At 34.5% G+C, this 17,081-nt stretch carries 22 protein-coding genes and 1 pseudogene; 12 read left to right on the top strand and 11 right to left on the bottom strand.

Annotated elements, in window-relative coordinates:
* The first annotated feature begins 99 nt into the window (after positions 1 to 99).
* On the top strand, positions 100 to 1,005 hold the full coding sequence (locus tag AC4BB7_RS09445) for a phosphate ABC transporter substrate-binding protein PstS family protein (RefSeq protein ID WP_490482850.1): 906 nt from the start codon (positions 100 to 102) through the stop codon (positions 1,003 to 1,005).
* Between the two features lie 61 nt (positions 1,006 to 1,066).
* Here the strand turns inward: AC4BB7_RS09445 and AC4BB7_RS09440 are convergent, their stop codons facing one another.
* The gene (locus AC4BB7_RS09440; RefSeq protein ID WP_490482849.1) at positions 1,067 to 2,827 is read right to left on the bottom strand and encodes a sensor histidine kinase; all 1,761 of its coding nucleotides are present in this window, start codon (positions 2,825 to 2,827) and stop codon (positions 1,067 to 1,069) included.
* Positions 2,824 to 3,537, bottom strand: a complete 714-nt coding sequence (locus AC4BB7_RS09435; RefSeq protein WP_490482848.1) for a response regulator transcription factor — start codon at positions 3,535 to 3,537, stop codon at positions 2,824 to 2,826. Before AC4BB7_RS09435 ends, AC4BB7_RS09440 begins: the two co-directional genes overlap by 4 nt.
* 145 nt (positions 3,538 to 3,682) lie before the next feature.
* Between AC4BB7_RS09435 and AC4BB7_RS09430 the strand changes: the two genes are divergently transcribed.
* The 4 genes from AC4BB7_RS09430 to ffh all read left to right on the top strand — a co-directional run bounded on the left by AC4BB7_RS09430 (position 3,683) and on the right by ffh (position 6,210).
* On the top strand, positions 3,683 to 4,156 hold the full coding sequence (locus AC4BB7_RS09430; RefSeq protein ID WP_086313201.1) for a 2-thiouracil desulfurase family protein: 474 nt from the start codon (positions 3,683 to 3,685) through the stop codon (positions 4,154 to 4,156).
* A gap of 76 nt (positions 4,157 to 4,232) precedes the next feature.
* Positions 4,233 to 4,382 carry a hypothetical protein gene (locus AC4BB7_RS09425; protein WP_170922950.1) on the top strand — a complete coding sequence of 50 codons (150 nt, stop codon included), beginning with the start codon at positions 4,233 to 4,235 and terminating at the stop codon, positions 4,380 to 4,382.
* Between the two features lie 66 nt (positions 4,383 to 4,448).
* Positions 4,449 to 4,787 carry a putative DNA-binding protein gene (locus tag AC4BB7_RS09420; protein ID WP_086313199.1) on the top strand — a complete coding sequence of 113 codons (339 nt, stop codon included), beginning with the start codon at positions 4,449 to 4,451 and terminating at the stop codon, positions 4,785 to 4,787.
* Positions 4,788 to 4,791: 4 nt separating this feature from the next.
* Entirely contained in the window at positions 4,792 to 6,210 is a 1,419-nt protein-coding gene (gene ffh / locus AC4BB7_RS09415) for a signal recognition particle protein (RefSeq protein WP_490482847.1), read from the top strand.
* Positions 6,211 to 6,271: 61 nt separating this feature from the next.
* Here ffh and AC4BB7_RS09410 read toward each other — a convergent pair whose 3' ends face one another.
* From AC4BB7_RS09410 to AC4BB7_RS09400, 3 genes are read right to left on the bottom strand one after another with little or no spacing between them, the layout of a single operon-like run.
* Positions 6,272 to 7,441 carry an ABC transporter permease gene (locus AC4BB7_RS09410; RefSeq protein ID WP_490482846.1) on the bottom strand — a complete coding sequence of 390 codons (1,170 nt, stop codon included), beginning with the start codon at positions 7,439 to 7,441 and terminating at the stop codon, positions 6,272 to 6,274.
* Entirely contained in the window at positions 7,438 to 8,337 is a 900-nt protein-coding gene (locus AC4BB7_RS09405) for an ATP-binding cassette domain-containing protein (RefSeq protein WP_490482845.1), read from the bottom strand. The genes AC4BB7_RS09410 and AC4BB7_RS09405 overlap by 4 nt, the downstream gene beginning before the upstream one ends.
* Positions 8,338 to 8,339: 2 nt before the next feature.
* Positions 8,340 to 8,720 carry a GntR family transcriptional regulator gene (locus tag AC4BB7_RS09400; RefSeq protein ID WP_490482844.1) on the bottom strand — a complete coding sequence of 127 codons (381 nt, stop codon included), beginning with the start codon at positions 8,718 to 8,720 and terminating at the stop codon, positions 8,340 to 8,342.
* Positions 8,721 to 8,863: 143 nt separating this feature from the next.
* On the opposite strand from AC4BB7_RS09400, the gene AC4BB7_RS09395 reads away from it, so the two are divergent.
* Positions 8,864 to 9,427 (top strand): DNA-3-methyladenine glycosylase I, encoded by a 564-nt coding sequence (locus tag AC4BB7_RS09395; RefSeq protein WP_490482843.1) that lies wholly within the window; start codon positions 8,864 to 8,866, stop codon positions 9,425 to 9,427.
* A 56-nt stretch (positions 9,428 to 9,483) separates the two neighbouring features.
* Here AC4BB7_RS09395 and AC4BB7_RS09390 read toward each other — a convergent pair whose 3' ends face one another.
* The gene (locus AC4BB7_RS09390) at positions 9,484 to 10,035 is read right to left on the bottom strand and encodes an NADPH-dependent FMN reductase (protein ID WP_490482842.1); all 552 of its coding nucleotides are present in this window, start codon (positions 10,033 to 10,035) and stop codon (positions 9,484 to 9,486) included.
* A gap of 286 nt (positions 10,036 to 10,321) precedes the next feature.
* Between AC4BB7_RS09390 and AC4BB7_RS09385 the strand changes: the two are divergent.
* The 5 genes and pseudogenes from AC4BB7_RS09385 to AC4BB7_RS09365 all read left to right on the top strand — a co-directional run.
* A pseudogene (locus AC4BB7_RS09385) lies at positions 10,322 to 10,405 on the top strand (hypothetical protein); the annotation flags it as partial.
* A 79-nt stretch (positions 10,406 to 10,484) separates the two neighbouring features.
* Positions 10,485 to 11,321 (top strand): GNAT family N-acetyltransferase, encoded by an 837-nt coding sequence (locus AC4BB7_RS09380; protein ID WP_490482841.1) that lies wholly within the window; start codon positions 10,485 to 10,487, stop codon positions 11,319 to 11,321.
* Between the two features lie 225 nt (positions 11,322 to 11,546).
* Positions 11,547 to 11,822: a 30S ribosomal protein S16 gene (gene rpsP, locus AC4BB7_RS09375; RefSeq protein ID WP_010761445.1), complete on the top strand. Its 276-nt coding sequence runs from the start codon at positions 11,547 to 11,549 to the stop codon at positions 11,820 to 11,822.
* Positions 11,823 to 11,833: 11 nt separating this feature from the next.
* Positions 11,834 to 12,079, top strand: a complete 246-nt coding sequence (locus AC4BB7_RS09370) for a KH domain-containing protein (protein ID WP_086313185.1) — start codon at positions 11,834 to 11,836, stop codon at positions 12,077 to 12,079.
* Positions 12,080 to 12,185: 106 nt separating this feature from the next.
* On the top strand, positions 12,186 to 12,731 hold the full coding sequence (locus tag AC4BB7_RS09365; protein ID WP_086313183.1) for a TIGR01440 family protein: 546 nt from the start codon (positions 12,186 to 12,188) through the stop codon (positions 12,729 to 12,731).
* A gap of 57 nt (positions 12,732 to 12,788) precedes the next feature.
* On the opposite strand, the gene AC4BB7_RS09360 is transcribed toward AC4BB7_RS09365, so the two are convergent.
* Both AC4BB7_RS09360 and AC4BB7_RS09355 read right to left on the bottom strand, forming a co-directional pair.
* Positions 12,789 to 13,127 (bottom strand): hypothetical protein, encoded by a 339-nt coding sequence (locus tag AC4BB7_RS09360; RefSeq protein ID WP_490482840.1) that lies wholly within the window; start codon positions 13,125 to 13,127, stop codon positions 12,789 to 12,791.
* Complete coding sequence (locus tag AC4BB7_RS09355; protein ID WP_086313180.1) at positions 13,105 to 14,433, bottom strand: DUF1576 domain-containing protein; 1,329 nt, start codon at positions 14,431 to 14,433, stop codon at positions 13,105 to 13,107. Before AC4BB7_RS09355 ends, AC4BB7_RS09360 begins: the two co-directional genes overlap by 23 nt.
* Before the next feature lie 333 nt (positions 14,434 to 14,766).
* On the opposite strand from AC4BB7_RS09355, the gene AC4BB7_RS09350 reads away from it, so the two are divergent.
* Positions 14,767 to 15,309, top strand: coding sequence for a TetR/AcrR family transcriptional regulator (locus AC4BB7_RS09350; protein ID WP_086314302.1), 543 nt, complete (start codon positions 14,767 to 14,769; stop codon positions 15,307 to 15,309).
* A 125-nt stretch (positions 15,310 to 15,434) separates the two neighbouring features.
* Here the strand turns inward: AC4BB7_RS09350 and AC4BB7_RS09345 are convergent, their stop codons facing one another.
* From AC4BB7_RS09345 to AC4BB7_RS09335, 3 genes are all read right to left on the bottom strand, one after another.
* Positions 15,435 to 15,650, bottom strand: a complete 216-nt coding sequence (locus AC4BB7_RS09345) for a hypothetical protein (protein ID WP_086313179.1) — start codon at positions 15,648 to 15,650, stop codon at positions 15,435 to 15,437.
* Between the two features lie 106 nt (positions 15,651 to 15,756).
* Entirely contained in the window at positions 15,757 to 16,260 is a 504-nt protein-coding gene (locus AC4BB7_RS09340) for a EutP/PduV family microcompartment system protein (RefSeq protein WP_490482839.1), read from the bottom strand.
* Positions 16,261 to 16,318: 58 nt separating this feature from the next.
* The gene (locus tag AC4BB7_RS09335; protein WP_490482838.1) at positions 16,319 to 17,077 is read right to left on the bottom strand and encodes a peptidylprolyl isomerase; all 759 of its coding nucleotides are present in this window, start codon (positions 17,075 to 17,077) and stop codon (positions 16,319 to 16,321) included.
* Positions 17,078 to 17,081 lie beyond the last annotated feature (4 nt).

Here is a 17,081-nt window from a genome sequence, read left to right as displayed (position 1 = left end):
CCTTTACATTCCTTTACTCGTTATTTACAAAACGTTGAAACAGAATTAACACTACCTTGTTAAACTAAGCTTGTAACTAATTGAAAAGGACGTGTAAGAATGAAGAAACGTTTATTATCGGCAGTTGTATTAAGTGTAGGGCTTTTAATCGCAGGGTGTGGCAATCAAGGAGCTACGACTAGCGAGAGTACTAATAAATCTAAAGAGAGCAGTAATAGTAATCAACCCGTTAAAATTGTAGCAGTTGGTTCAACCGCTTTGCAGCCTCTAGTAGATGCGGCAAAAGATCAGTTCATATCTGAACATCCTAATTATACGATTTCAGTCCAAGGAGGAGGTAGTGGAACAGGACTATCTCAAGTCTCTGATGGCGCTGTAACAATTGGAAATTCAGATGTTTTTGCCGAAGAAAAATCAGGTGTTGATGCGTCGAAACTTGTTGATCATCGCGTAGCAGTTGTTGGCATGGGGCCTGTAGTCAATAAAGAAGTTGGTGTCAAGAATATCAGCAAGCAAGAATTGATCGATATTTTTACTGGAAAAACTAAAAATTGGAAAGACCTAGGCGGGAAGGATCAAGAAATCGCTGTTATCAATCGTCCAAGTGGCAGTGGTACGCGGGCAACTTTTGAAAAGTGGGGACTTGACGGCGCAACGGCTGTTCAGTCACAAGAACAAGACTCTTCAGGAACAGTTCGTCAAATCGTTGCACAAACACCAGGTGCAATCAGTTATCTTGCTTTTTCTTATATGGATGACTCAACGTTAGCATTGAGTATTGACGATGTAAAACCAACAGAAGAAAATGTAGCGGATAATTCTTGGAAAATCTGGTCTTACGAACATATGTATACAAAAGGCGAGCCAGATACTGATGTAAAACCTTTCTTAGACTTTATGTTGACAGATGATGTTCAAGAAGGTGTTGTGAAAGAGTTGGGCTACTTACCAATGACTTCGATGAAAGTTGAACGAGATGTATCAGGAACAATCACCAAAAAATAAATTCTTCCCCAAAAATAAAACAGCAGCTGAGATTCGTTTTACGACCAGCTGCTGTTTTATTTTATTTATTTTTAGGTAGATTTATTATAAAGGTTGATCCTAGTCCCAAGTGACTGTCGATCGTAACTGTACCACCTAATAATTCAGTATAATTATGCACGATCGACAAGCCTAATCCAGTTCCGCCAGAATGGCGACTGCGTGCTTTGTCGACTCGGTAAAACCGTTCAAAGATTCGCTCTTGATCCTCTAAACTAATACCGATCCCCATATCTTTCACTATATAAAAGAATGTATCTGAAAAACCAAAATCAATTGTAATCGTTCCATTTGATTGGGAATACTGAATCGCATTTTCAATCAAATTTTTCACGATCGGATAGAAAAGTTCATACTTTGTTGTATAGGTTATTGTCTCGTTACCAAGTATTTCAATCGTTAGATTCTTTTCTTTGATTGCTTTTCGATAGGAGCGTAGAATTTCTTGAGTAAAAGAGAATAAGGAAACTTCTTGGTCATCATATGAAATATTCTTTCCATCACGAGAAAGCTGTAGAATTTCTTGAATCAATTGTTGCAGACGCAACGTATCTTTTTGCATAATCTCTAAAAATTGTGATAAGGTTTCAGGATCATCTTTAGCACCATCCAATAGAGTTTCAGTAAAGCCTAAAAGGGACGTAACAGGGGTTTTTAATTCGTGTGAGACATTACTAACAAAGTCTTTTTGGATTTTTTCTAATTGTCTAACACGTGTTAAATCATAAGCAATTCCTAGCACTTGGTAATTATTGCCATCTTCTTCTATAAATCTTAAAGAGATATCCAGAATTTTTTCATTCAATGATTCGGTTAGCTTGATTTCTTGATGTATTGAGCTTTTTTCTGTAATAACTTGATGTATTAAATGAATCAGAGCAGGTTCGTTGATTACTTCAAAGTAATCTTTCCCTGTATCTTTTTCAGCAATCATTAAAATATCCAGCATTTTAGGATTGATCAGCTGTAATTTTCCATCAACATCAATCATAAACACACCAATCATCAATTCGTCTAATAAAGCATGAAATTGCTCTTCAGTAGATGTATAGGCTAAATAAGTTTGACTCATTTGTTGGCTCAAAAGGTTGACTGTTTGATACAGTTCATTCCATTCAGGAGAATCTTGAATGATTGAACGAGCTTCATCTGGGTATTTCACGATTTTTTTCAACACAGGTAAAACAGTCACTAGTGGTTCATTTTTTTGATGTAATAACAAAAAAACAAATGCCGTAATAATCAAAAATAATAGCCCCAATGTGAGTAAAATATACCGTTTAAATGATTGTATACTATTAGAAAATTGTGTTGTTTCTTCTGACATGCGAAGGATACCTATTCGCTCACCCTCTTTATCGACGGGTAAAGCTAAATAAAGTAATTCTTCTTTTAAAGTAGTGCTTTTTCTTAATGCAGAACCAAAATCAGCACCTGAAAGAATAGCTTTTACTTCGGGACGAGTACTTCTGGATTCATGAAGCGTCGAATCTACACTGTCGTAAAAAATATCTCCTTTGGCAGTCATCAAAGTCAGTCGTTCATTTTTGTCTGTTGCATAATGTTCAATGATTTTTTTTTCCTGATCTGAAAACTTTTGAGTCAAAAATAAATTAGGAGAGAGTTGATCGAGAATCAGAGTTCCTTTTTTTTGTAAGTATTCTTCTTGTTGAGATAATAACTCTTTTTTAAAAAATGAGTTTGTTAAAAAAATACTGCCTACAAATAAGGCAAGCATCACGATCCCAACTAACCAATATTCAAGACGCTGACGTTTTCTCATTTTTTAGGCTCCTGAAAACGATAGCCGAATCCTCTAACTGTGACTAGATAGGCAGGCCGTTTTGGATCGATTTCAATTTTATCTCTCAAATGGCTAACATGTACATCGACGATACGGCTTTGACCAGCGAAATCATAGTTCCAAATTCGGTCCAGTAAAGTATCACGATCGATCACTCGATCTTTACGTTTCATAAAGTAAACAAGAAGCTCAAACTCTTTTGGGGTCAACTCAATTTTTTCACCACGCACGCTCACTTCATAATTCTGCTCATCCACAAGGATTTCTCCTAATGTCAAAGGCGCTTTAGCTGCTTCATTAAAATCTTCTGATTTAGTTGGCGCGGGTTTTAAGCGGCGGAAGATTGCTTTCATCCTGGCTAAAACTTCTCTAGGGCTAAAAGGCTTAGTTAGATAGTCATCTGCACCAATTTCCAATCCAATGATTTTATCAACTTGATCATCTTTAGCTGTCAATATCAAAATCGGTGTATCGATTTTTTCTCTACGTAATGATTTTGTAATTTCCAAACCATCCATGTGCGGCAACATAACATCTAAAATAATAAAATCAAATTGATTGGAAAGAGCTAACTCATATCCAACTGCACCATCGACAGCTGTTGTCACCTTATAACCGTCTTTTTCTAAATTAAATGTCAACAACGTTACAATAGAAGGTTCGTCATCGACAACTAGTACTTTTTTCATCTGTTGGGCTCCTTTGAATGCGAAATAATCACAAAGTTATTTTATCACAGATTCCTAGCTATCAAAAACTTTATGGAATATTTGTAAAACTACTTTCAACGTCAAAGAAATGGTATAATAATAAAGATTGAAAAGAGGGAAGCAAATGATTGGAATTAGCGCATGCCTTGGTGGTATTTGCTGCCGCTATGATGGTCAGTCAAAAGAAATCACGGCTTTAAAGAAATTAGTAGAGAATGGTCAAGCAATACTTGTTTGTCCAGAAGTTTTAGGTGGCTTACCAATACCTCGGGAACCTGCTGAAATTAGTGGAGGAGATGGTTTTGACGTTTGGAATGCCAAAGCCAAAGTTCTTACTAAAACAGGAGAAGATATGACAGCTTTATTTAAACAAGGTGCAATTATCGCCTACCAAAAGTTAGTTGAAAAAGGTGTTACAACGATTATTTTGAAAGAAAATAGCCCATCGTGCGGAGGCAGTAACATTTATGATGGTACATTTTCTGGTGATCGTCGCAACGGGCCAGGTGTTGCAACAGCTTACTTCATATCCAAAGGCTTGGATGTAGTTTCAGAGAATGAGTGGCAAACAGTCATCAATGGTGAGGAATATCAATGACGGAAAATGGAGTACTAACATTATTTGATGAATAAAAGACAAAAAATGCAAGAAATCCATCTGAAAGGTTATAGGGATGAACTATCTTATTCCTAGTTATCGTCAGAATAATGATCAACAAGAAAGCATAGAATACTGCTTATCTAAAAAGGATTTTTGTGTAAATCCGCAAAGTTATTATGATCAATTGATTAAATCATTTGAAAAAAACGTGAAAATCAAATAAGAACTATTGACTAATCACTCTGAAATCGGTAACCTAAAAGGGATTGAAGATAGGAGTAAAAAAACTATGGAAATTGAAAAAACCAATCGAATGAACGCATTATTTGAATTTTACTCCACTTTGTTGACAGAAAAACAAATGAATTATATGGAGATGTACTATGCGGATGATTTCTCCTTAGGTGAAATAGCTGAGGAATACGATATCAGCCGTCAAGCAGTTTATGACAATATCAAGCGGACGGAAAAAATTTTAGAAGAATATGAAAAAAAACTTCATTTATTTTCTGATTATGTCGTTCGTGGAGAATTACTAGAAACACTAAAAAACTATGTAAACGAAACCTATCCGAAAGATACAACGATAGCCCATTATATAGAACAAATACAAGAAGTAGAGGAATGAGATTATGGCTTTTGAAAGTTTAACAGATCGCCTACAACAGGCAATGAGCAAATTACGTCGTAAAGGGAAAGTATCTGAAGCAGACGTAAAAGAAATGATGAGAGAGATACGCTTGGCATTGCTGGAAGCCGATGTAAATTTACAAGTGGTCAAAGATTTTACCAAACGTGTCCGTGAACGTGCAGTTGGTGTGGAAGTTCTTGAAAGTTTGTCGCCAGCGCAACAAATCGTTAAAATCGTTGATGAAGAATTAACCGCTACACTTGGAACCGAAACGGTTGGCTTGAACAAGTCAGAACGTATTCCAACTGTAATCATGATGGTTGGGTTACAAGGAGCTGGTAAAACAACGTTTGGTGGTAAATTGGCAAATCACTTAATCAAAAATGAAAATGCCCGTCCATTGATGATTGCAGCCGATGTATATCGTCCAGCCGCGATCGATCAGTTAAAGGTATTAGGACAACAATTAGATGTACCTGTTTTTGATATGGGAACAGATGTTAGTCCTGTTGAAATTGTTCGTCAAGGTATGGATTTAGCCAAAGAAAAGAAAAACGATTATGTTTTGATCGATACGGCAGGTCGTCTGCATGTCGATGAGGCGTTGATGGATGAATTAAAACAAATCAAAGAAGTAGCACAACCCGATGATATTTTACTTGTTGTCGATGCAATGACAGGGCAAGATGCGGTCAATGTTGCAGATAGTTTCAATCAGCAATTAGGAATCACAGGAGTTGTAATCACAAAACTTGATGGTGATACGCGTGGTGGTGCGGCACTTTCTATTCGTTCTGTCACTGGCGCACCAATCAAATTCATCGGTTCTGGTGAAAAACTAACGGACTTAGAAATTTTCCATCCAGATCGTATGTCCAGCCGTATTTTAGGTATGGGGGATATGCTGACCCTGATCGAAAAAGCCCAACAAGATTATGATGAGAAAAAAGCTGAAGAACTTGCAGTAAAAATGAAGGAAAATAGCTTTGATTTTAATGATTTTATTGAGCAGTTAGATCAAGTAATGGGGATGGGACCAATTGAAGATCTACTGAAAATGATTCCTGGAATGAATAATATGCCAGGGCTAGAAAACGTCAAAGTCGATCCAAAAGACGTAGCACGTAAAAAAGCCATGGTACTTTCAATGACACCAGCTGAACGAGAAAACCCGGACTTACTAAATCCAAGTCGCCGTCGGAGAATTGCTGCGGGTTCTGGTAATAACGTCGTTGAAGTTAACCGAATGATCAAACAATTCAAAGAATCTAAAAAAATGATGCAGCAAATGTCTAAAGGCAATATGGATATCCCGGGCATGGATCAAATGCTTGGTGGAGGTATCAAAGGTAAATTAGGAAAAATGGCTATGAATCGTATGGTGAAGAAAAGTAAGAAGAAGAAAAAGAAGAAAAAATAAAAAAATGAAGCTACCTAAAGTCATTAAACCTTTAGGTAGCTTCATTTGCATATAAGAAAAATTATGATTCAATACGAAAATCATTTTTTAATTGTCTTTTATTGTTGATCCATTCATGAATTTCTTTTCTAAAAACAAGATAAATTCCAATCAAAGCGGTGATTGTCCCATAGAAAAGTAAGCTAGGGATCGGGGAGCTATCTGTTCCACCGAGATACAAACCGCCACTAAATACAAGAACTATTGGAATGTATACGATCATAGCAATGACGACAGGGATTTTAAGTCTATCAAATAAAAGATAGTTTCCTTTCTTTTCCAAACTAAGCGTGGGAAATAAGAAAGAACCAAAAATGATTAAAAACACCGACAATACAAGAGAGACTATAATGGGGACTGTAGAAACAGGATCTTTTGTTACGGTGTACACGAAAAATTTATTCATTACAACAATATCTGTTGTTGTATTCGTAAAATAGTACCATGCATTTGTGAGGCCAGTGATAAAAAATTCTAAAGAGGCGCAGAACCCAAATACAGTTAGCGGTCCTAAAATAATATTTCCAGTTACTAAACCAATAAAAGCTGAAATAAAGAAATAGCCGATACAAGTTGCCCAACTAGCTAAAACATTTACAGTTAAATCTGTCATACTTATATTGACATACTCAGTTGGGATTCCAGTTGTAATAATGCTAACGAATAGAATTTTAGCCAGAAGTACACTGATTAAAATAGGGAAAGAAATCAGTATAAATTTTGAATAGTAAATTTTCCGTTTAGAAACACCTAATGAAAATAAAAATTCATTGAATGATGTTTTTAAATCAACGAAAAAGAGAAAGAATCCGATTATTGTAATAGCTGCGATCAATAGGAGCGGATTTTCATTGAAATACATAGTATAGTATGGTTGGTCAACGGAGACGGAGGTAATCAAATTTCCCTGTTCATCATATTCTTTCGTTTGATAAAACAAGCGCAATCCTTCTTTTTTATCTAATTTTTGTCGTTCTTCAAGTGACAATCCTTTAAAACTAGGATTATCTTCTTCGGACATTTCTTTTAAATTTGTGATATATTCCTCAGAGCTGTAATAATTGTTCATATCTTTCCAACGATTGACATCGCTAATACCTAAATAGCTATAAAACAATATAATAGATAGACTGGCTACAATCAATGTAAGTCCGTATCGCTTTTTCAAAATAGTCATTAACTGTTTATTCATAACGTTTCTCCTTGTAAAGAGTCATTTGTTTTTTCATTTGCAAGGTTTACTTCAAAGACATCTTCTAATGTTAGTGGTAGTTCTTCAAATAAAATAGGCTCCTCTGCTTGAATCAACGTTCTCAATTCTTCTGTATAATCTTCAAAAATAGCTGTAACAACACGCCCTTGAAAGTGAAGTGATCTACTGTTTTCTTTAACGAATTGAGGGACTTTCTTCGTTTTAAAAACCATTTGGATTTTTCGAGCACTTTCTCTTAGCGATTCCAAGTGATAATCAAGCTGAATTTGATTCTTTTTCAAAATCAATGCTCGATCGATAATACTCTCTAGTTCATTTAAATTGTGAGAAGAGATGATAATTGAGCGACTATTTTCACTGACGTCATCTAAAAGAATTCCTAATACGTTCTTTTTGACAATGATATCTAATCCATCTAGAGGTTCATCCAATAAAACATAATCAGCATTAGAACAAATAGCTAAAATCATTTTATAAAGCCCCTGCATACCTTTTGACATCGAACGATAGTTGAAACGGGGGTTTAGATTGTTTTTCTTTGTTAAGGCTAAATATTTTTCTTTGTTAAAACCTGCATATGCATTTTGGTAGAAAGTGAGGATTTTCTTTAATGTATAGCCTGAAAGAAAATTATATTGTTCATCAATATAAAAGATTTTTTGCTTGAGTAATTTATTTTTTTGAAGATCTTCTTGATCGATGAGGATCTGACCTTGATCTAACTCATAGTGACCGGCAATTGATCTGAAAAAGGTTGTTTTACCAGAACCATTTCGTCCAATCAACCCTGTGATTTCCCCTTGGTTGAATGTCAAGTTTATATCCTTTAGAATAACTTGTCGATCGATCTTTTTTTCTAAATTTTCTATTTTCATGTTTACTCTCCCTTCAATTCTTGATAACTTTCATCTAACCATTGAGTCATTTCATTTTTAGGAACGTTTAAATAATTTGCTTCAATAACTAAATCAGTAAACTTTTTTTTGATTTTTTCGATCTGATATTCGTCTCGAAGATCTGTATCAATTTTTTTTACATAGGTGCCTTTCCCTTTAACGGTTATGATGACTTCTTGTGCTTCTAATAGTTTGTAAGCCTTACTGACTGTATTAGGATTCATCGTAAGCTGTCGGGCCATTTCTCTAACGGAAGGAAGACGGTCACCAGATTGTAGTAAACCGCTTAAGATATCTTCTTTGATTCCTAGCATTAGTTGCTCGTAATAAGGTTTACTACTAGCTTTATTAATAGAAACCATAAATTTCTCCTTTCAAAAAAAGGTGTTTGTTGTGTACTAGTATACATAGTACAGTTTGGTTTGTAAACATTTTTTTCTAACTTTTGCTAGAATGAAGATATGTTATAAAAAAATTAAGATTTAGCGATTGGAGGAAAAAGTAAATGAAACAGAGGTGTTCTTGGGCGAAGGGGAATGAAAAAATGGAAAACTATCATGATACGATTTGGGGTGTCCCTTTACATGATGATCAGAAATTATTTCGAAAATTAATCTTAGATATCAACCAAGCTGGGTTAAATTGGCAAACTATTTTGAATAAAGCAGAACATTTTGACGCTGCTTTTGATGATTTTGATATACAGAAAGTCGCTTACTATGACGAAAAAAAAATTGAAGAATTATTGAGTGATCCAGGAATTATCCGTAATCGTAGAAAAATTGAGGCTGCAATCCATAATGCCCAAAAAGTTATAGAGATCCAAAATGAGTTTGGCTCATTTTCTAGTTATTTATGGGCTTTCAACTCTCATAAAGTTTTGAAAAATTCTTATCAAGATCAACTAGAAATTCCTACAACAAATGAATTATCTGATAGAATAACGAAAGATTTGAAAAAAAGAGGGTTTAAGTTTGTCGGTAGTACGATTATTTATGCATTTCTAGAAGCTGTTGGAGTGATCAATGATCATGTGACAACATGTTTTCGTTACGAAGAATTAAAGTAAGAAAATAGTCTAGACCAAACTATTTTTCAGTTTTGGTTTAGACTATTTAAATGGAATTAACTATTTTTTTCTAAAAAGATAAGGTAAGAATCAACGATTGTTTTGAAAAAATTCATAGTATTCTCAGCAATAGTGCCATCATCATTGATTAAATTTACGACATTACCGATATAGGCTTCGGGCTGTTGTAAAGTAGGGACATTAAGAAAAACAAGCGATTGACGCAGATGATGATTTGCACCAAAAGCACTTAATGCGCCAGGTGATACGCTCACAACTAATCCTGGTTTTCCATCCCAAACATTTTGACCATAGGGACGGGAGCCAACATCTAAAGCATTTTTCAAAACACCTGGGACAGAGCGATTATATTCTGGTGTGACAAATACAAGACCAGAAAGCTGTTTAACTTCCTCTCTAAATGCTGTCCAAGCGGCAGTTGGAGTTCCTTCGTCATCCAAATCTTGGTTATACATTTGCAGTTCTTGCAAGTTGATGAAAACAGGTTCATATTCTTCTGGGAATAAACTTGAAATAGCAGTTGCGACTGTCTTACTGTAAGAGTTTTTTCTTAAACTTCCGACAAAAAAACCAATTTTTTTCTTCATACTATTATTCCTCCATTTGGTAAATAACGTTTATTATTTTATTTTAAGCTGAAGTTTTCGTTTTTGCAAGAAATCGAGTCATGTGATTGTCACAAGCAAATCAATGTTCATAGATAAATAATCTCTATATAATAAAAATTGGCTAAAAAATGGAGGCTAAAATGATGTATAGAATAAGGCGACTAGGTAAATTAAGCCTGTTTTTAGTTATTTCATGGTTGATGATGGTAGGAATTACGACGAAAACAGCAACAAAAATCAGCAGCGTTTACTAAATACTGGTGAAACTAGCTCACTCGTTTTACTGATTATTGGGATTTTATTATCTGTCATTGCATGTGGAATGATATTTAGCAGAAAGAACGTTTGATAATAATTAACGATTAGTAGATTGCATTATTCTAAACTCTTCGATATACTCAACCTAAATTAGATACAAAGGAGAATAAATGATTCTAAAACAAACAATTCAAAAGCACTTAGAACCACAAGAAATTAAGGATGTCCAAGTCTTAAAAGAAATCAATAAAAAAGTCTATTCGATTGAATACAAATTGGATTTAAGCTTCTTCAAAAAAGCAAATGAAAAAGTGAATCATTTGCTGTGTTGGGAGGAAGAGGTCTTAGTTGGTTATGCAGCCCTAAGTAATTTTGACCCTGAAGAGTTGGAAGTAACTATCATCGCCCAACCAAACAAAAAAATTATCGATAAGATACAAGAGGCTATAATAAGCTTTTCTCGTCAACGTATGATCAAGGAAATTTTGTGGATCATTGATCGAAAAGATCACTTTCTAAATTCGTACGTTAAAGAAGTAAGTGGTTATAAATATAGTTTTTCAGAATATGCGATGATTTTGGCTACAGATCAATTTGTTTTGACTCCTTCAGATTACGCTATAGAACCTGCAAGGATGGAAGAAGCGAAGGCAATTGCTGCATTAGAAGATGGAAAATCAACAGATGAAATTGTACCCATAGATCAAGAGGATCTGAAAAAAACACTTGTTTTAAGAGAAAATGGACAAGTAATCGCAAGTATTCGATTGGAAAACGAAGATAATTCTTATGGTATATACGGATTTGTCGTAAGACCAGATTATCGTGGTCAGGGTATTGGTAGAAAAATAATCTGTCAGCTTGTTCAGCAATTGATCGATAAACAAGCAGCGAAAATTTATTTAGAGGTTGATTCTACGAATGAAGCGGCCCGCCATTTATATCATTCGATAGGCTTTGAAGAACAGACGTTGTTTGACTATTACATCTATACATTAAATAGATAAAAAATAAGCGATGAACTAAAGAAATGTCTTCTTTGGTTCACCGCTTATTTTCGTTAAGCAACAATTGATTGCCCCTGCCAAGGTAGATTAAGTATAGAGCTAAAGGAGCTGAAAAGCAACGTTTTAAAGCTTTTTTTAAGGTGTCAAGAAAAAACTCTTTACAGCTTATTAAAAATCTGGTAAACTAACATTTGTGATTAAGTTAATGGAGGTGTAATATATAAAATGTCAGTAAAAATTCGTTTAAAACGCATGGGTTCTAAAAAGAGTCCTTTTTACCGTATTGTAGTCGCAGATTCTCGTTCTCCTCGTGATGGACGTTTCATCGAAACTGTTGGAACATACAATCCTTTAAAAGATCCAGCAGAAGTAGTTTTAAAAGAAGATTTAGTTTTAGACTGGTTGTCTAAAGGCGCTCAGCCTTCAGATACTGTTCGTAACATCCTTTCAAAAGAAGGCGTTATGAAAAAACACCACGAAGCTAAACTTGAAAAGAAATAAGGTGACCGATTATGACAGATGTGAAAGAGTTAGTCTTAACTATCGTTCGCCCATTAGTCAGTCAACCTGAGCTAGTCAAGTTAGAAATAGAAGAATCTGATGTTTTTCTAGAATATAATTTGACTGTATCGCCTGAAGATATTGGACGTATCATCGGAAAGCAAGGACGTGTTGCTAAAGCAATTCGGACCATTGTTTACAGTGTACGTTTGGATGGACCCAAAAAAGTTCGTTTGAATATCGTAGATGGTAAATAGCACGAAGTAGAGCACTCAATTTTTGAGTGCTTTTTTTGTGTATTTTGACGAATTGTTTGATATCCGCTACTATAAACAAAAAGAGATATAAATGGAGGAGAAATCAATGGAGGACTTGAAAAGTTATCAAGAACAACTATTGCAAGCACTTGATGAATATATTGTACAAGCTGAATTAGAAGCAGGGGATATTTTTGTACTCGGCTGTAGCAGTAGTGAAGTTGCTGGGGGAGTCATTGGCAAATGTTCTAATTTGGAAATAGGAGAAATGATCGTTTCAACAATCAAAGATACTTTAGTCCAAAAAAAGATTCATCTTGCTGTACAAGGATGCGAGCATATCAATCGTTCACTCGTTATTGAAAAAGAAGTTGCTAAGTACCAACAGTTTGAAATTGTTTCAGTCGTACCAGCACTTCATGCTGGAGGAGCTGCTGCGGTGGCTGCCTTTAAATTATTCCAAAATCCAGTAGTGGTGGAAAAGATAACGGCGCAAGGCGGCATAGATATTGGTGATACATCGATTGGTATGCATATCCAGCATGTTCAAGTTCCTGTGCGTACATCGATCAAAGAAATCGGAGGAGCACATGTCACTTACTTACGTACGCGTCCAAAATTAATAGGAGGAATTCGTGCGGTTTATGAATAAAAAGCGAGGATGAGATCCCCCTTAAACCATAGGGCTCTCATCCTCTTTTTTGAGTAGTTATTTTTTTCTAAATACTTTAATTTCAAAGTCGGGTGAAACAAAACTAATTTCTGCTTCATCAATCATTAACCCTAGTAGATGATAGTCTTCTTCTTCATGGTGAGTAATGCCGAGTAATTCATCATAATAACTTTCAATGCTTAAATCTCTAGGTGTATTTAATAACTCTAATAAATGCAGGACATTGTTTGGTTCTTTCTCAGTTTTGCCATGTATGTTGATGTAAAAACCTTCCGAAGTAAAATCTACGTCAATCCGAATCTTTTCAATACCATTTGAAAAAAAGTAAGTCAATAATTCATCTACAATTCGTTTAGCTTTGTCTCTTTCTTGCATGTTGTTTCACCTTTCTGATCTGTAAAATATTATCTAGTAATGGTACCATGACAGCCGCAACAAAACCAGTAGAAAACCCATTATTATAAAGATTCAATCCGCCATGGAGGTAGCTGACATTTGTAACTAAGGACATATGTAAAAATCCTGCAATCAAGCCAAAAGTAATGCCATAATATCCTGCAATCGGTGCTAAACCAGTACCGAAAATACCCGCAAGAACCACAGTCGTTTGATTTACTTCAAAAACCGAAGAGAGCTGTGCAGTCAAAAAAACGCTGATGAGCAAAGGTAAACTATTCAGAATATGGTTACCAAAAGCGCTAAAACCAACCGCAGATAAAATTGCACCAACAATCGGTCCGTTAAGTGTAGAGTGACTAACTTGAGTGTATCCGACCAATAATAATCCCATTAGAGACATATTCATCATCGTGGCACCAACGCCTGAAATAGAAATAAAATCAGTAATCAATTTCCCAGATGTTTTACTGATTGCTTTTAGCCCTTTCAAAGAAAAATGATTGACTATGAATCCAACTAAAAACATCATAAAAAATAAAAATAATAGAAAAAATAGAAGTTTAGTATGATATTCAGTTGAAACTAAATTTTTTCCTTCAATCTTCCAGCCAAACATCCTCAAAATACCTGTAAACATCATAGCAATAAGTCCAGAAGTAAAACCGACATTATATAAAGAAAAGCCTTGATGAAAGGTAAGTATGTGAGAAGCTAAAGGAGGTAAAATCAACCCGATGAAAATACCCACTAAGCATCCTAAAGGGATTGAGAACTGTAATGGTAAGGAAATTCCAAATGTAAGGTAGCTGATGATCGGAGAAAGAGCACTACCAAATAAGCTAACAACAATAAATTGTGAAAAAGGTTTTTTTACAATTTTTGCATAGCAGAGTCCACCAATAATAATTGGAATTGAATTATATAAATTTTTTCCAAAAAAGGAGCAACCTGATACGGTAAACAAAGCTGCGATCATAGGACCGTTGATGGGGATTTTTTCTTTTTTAGCGAGCAGTACACTGATTAAGGTAAGTAAGCCGCTATTAACAAAAGCACTGCCGAAAGTACCAAGTTCAATATAATCAGTTAATAGATTACTGGGAGAGGTTAAAATACGCGCCATTCCTGCCCATAAAAGAGTGATAGGTTCACTAAAAAGACCGATAATGATTAAGATGAAGCAATACCCAATTAAAAGATAATAGTGTTTATTTTTATGCGTCTTATCCAAATTTGTTTTATCAGTATGTAAAAAAAGTGCTTGGCTGTTTTCTTTAGCCATAAAAAATACCTCCATTGTCTGTCAATAACTTAACTATAGCTTGTAAAACATTCATCGGTCAATCATATTTTAGGAAAGTCGAGTAAATTATCACGTTTTTTGGATATAACTATAATTATTGAGAAAATGAGCTGCCAAAAGAGTGTAAAATAAAAGAATAAACATTAAAAAAATAAATAATGATAAATAGAAAATAGTTATCTAGTTATATGAGAGAGTTTAACGGAGAATAGAAAAATGGAAAACACTAAAAAGATCATCTTTAATTTTTCCTATTTTACATTGAACGCTATTCGAGCTAGTTCAACTTTTATATCTGGAGGAGGGATTTTTTTGGTTAGGAAAAAAGTTTATAAAAAACAACATATTTTAGTAGCGGCAAGAGAACTATTAGCAGAAAAAGGTTTTTCATCTATAACAGCAAGAAATGTGGCTGAGTATATGGGGATTTCAACTCAACCCATCTATCTTGAATTTAAAAATATGGAAGAGTTGAAGTTGACTTTGTTAAAAACAACGTATGATATTTTAGAAACTGAATTTTTCTCTAAAAAACAAACGTCAAATAATGTAGTAAATTTTGGATTAAATTACCTTGATTTTGCTAAAACAAATAGTAAATTGTATATATCGTTATACATAGAGCAACATTCATATGGACAAGAATTACAACAATTATCCTTTGACTCATTTCAACATTCTATTAAAGAAGATAAATATTATGCAACGTTTTCTAATGAAAAACTTAAGAAGTTACACATGAATTTATTGATCGTTACTATTGGCATGGCTTCATTGAGTATTTCAGGAATAGTGAACCAGACAAGAGCACAATTGATGACAGCATTCGAAGATATTGAACAAAAGATACAATAATAAAAAAGACTGCAACAATAACATAATCTAACTAACGTGAGTTAAACAAAAGAAAAACAATTACTTTTGTTCCAAGGTAGTATAGAGTATGTATTCAGCAGTCTTTTTTGGAGTAATCAATTTGTTCAAACAGCCTGAGGTATAAAGTCAATTGTACATAAATCGTTATAATGAAAATGGAGAGTTGCTTGAATCTGTCCATCTTCGATCAATTTTTGTGCAGTGTCTTTTACGTCTTCTTGGTCAAATTGCTGGAAATTGATCACGTTTGCTACAAAATGAGGAGATTTCCTATTGGAAGCCTCAAGTATGAGCGTTTCGATCTGTGGATTAAACGTCATTCGCTTTCACCTCTTTTATCAACAGTACCATTTTAAACTTAAATTGAATAGTAATTTGTTACTAAATGAGGATATGGAAAGAATTTTTTTCACAATTTCGCTGACATCAACCCTCATTATGGAAAAAATCAGTATGACGGGTTTTCAGTATCGTTAGTTTTTTGTTTAAGGAGTCTGCTATTTTTTGTAGTTCAAGTATATTCTTTTTTTCATAATGATGATTCCAAATAAACATCATTTTCAGTAATTGGAAAGTTGGTTTATAATTAGCGGTTTCTTGATTAGTGATTTGCTTGATGAAACGACTAAAAATACGATAAACGCGAATAGGGTAAGGGGGTAGCAATACTAAGATGATGTCTGCATCATTTACTGCGAGTTTGATCCAGTTTTTAGTTGTGGTACCTTCAATGATCCAAGTTTCTTTTGCTAAAATAGCTTGTAGTTGATGTGTAGATTCTTCTTCAGAGTATGGTATATCTCCAGAAGGTTGACGATTCCAAATCAGATTGTCCAATTCATAATAAGGAATCTTTTTCTTAGCGGATAATTTTTTGGCAAAAGTTGTCTTTCCGCTCCCAACAGGTCCAGCAATCATGATTTTTTTCATATTTAGGCTCCCATCTAAATAAAAAAAGAATGGCAATGAGGCACCATTCTTTTTTTATTTATTTTTTCGCTTCTTGTAAAATGTTTATTTTTTCGATTCGGATATCTTTCTTTGGTTTGTCCTGTTCACCAGTTTCAGCAGCAGCAATTTTATCTACAACATCCATACCTTTCGTTACTTGACCAAAAACAGTGTGCTTACCATCTAAGTGAGGTGTGCCACCTTTTTTGTATGCATCGATGATTTTTTCTGGTTTATCATCTTTTAGTAAGCCGTCCGACATATCATCCGTATTTTGAACGATAAAGAATTGACTACCATTCGTACCATTTCCTTTTTCATCTTTACCAGCATTGGCCATTGATAATGCTCCGCGGATGTTATAAAGCTGATTAGAGATTTCATCATCAAAAGAACCATTCCAAATGCTTTCTCCGCCAGTGCCGTCACCTTTAGGATCGCCGCCTTGAATCATAAAGTTCTCAATAACACGATGGAAAATAACATTATCGTAATAACCATTTTTTGCATGTGTTATGAAGTTTTCAACTGTTTTTGGAGCTTGTTTTGGAAATAATTTGATTTCGATTGATCCTTCTGTTGTGACCATTTCTACCAAATCTTCATCTTCGCTGACTTTGTCTGATAATTGAGGTAATTCTAGTGAATTTAAATCAACGGATTCAGATGTTTTAGTTTCACTCGAAGAAGTAGCAGAAGAATCTGCCGTTTTTTTCTCATTTTTAGGTCCACAAGCTGCGAATAATACTAATGATGTTAAAAGTGTTGTCGCAACAATGAATTTTTTTGTTTTCATAAAG

Source organism: Enterococcus sp. AAFC-DPL-5182 (assembly GCF_058216605.1).
The sequence above is the reverse complement of the archived record's forward strand: the minus strand, read 5'-3'. Positions and strand labels throughout refer to the sequence as shown.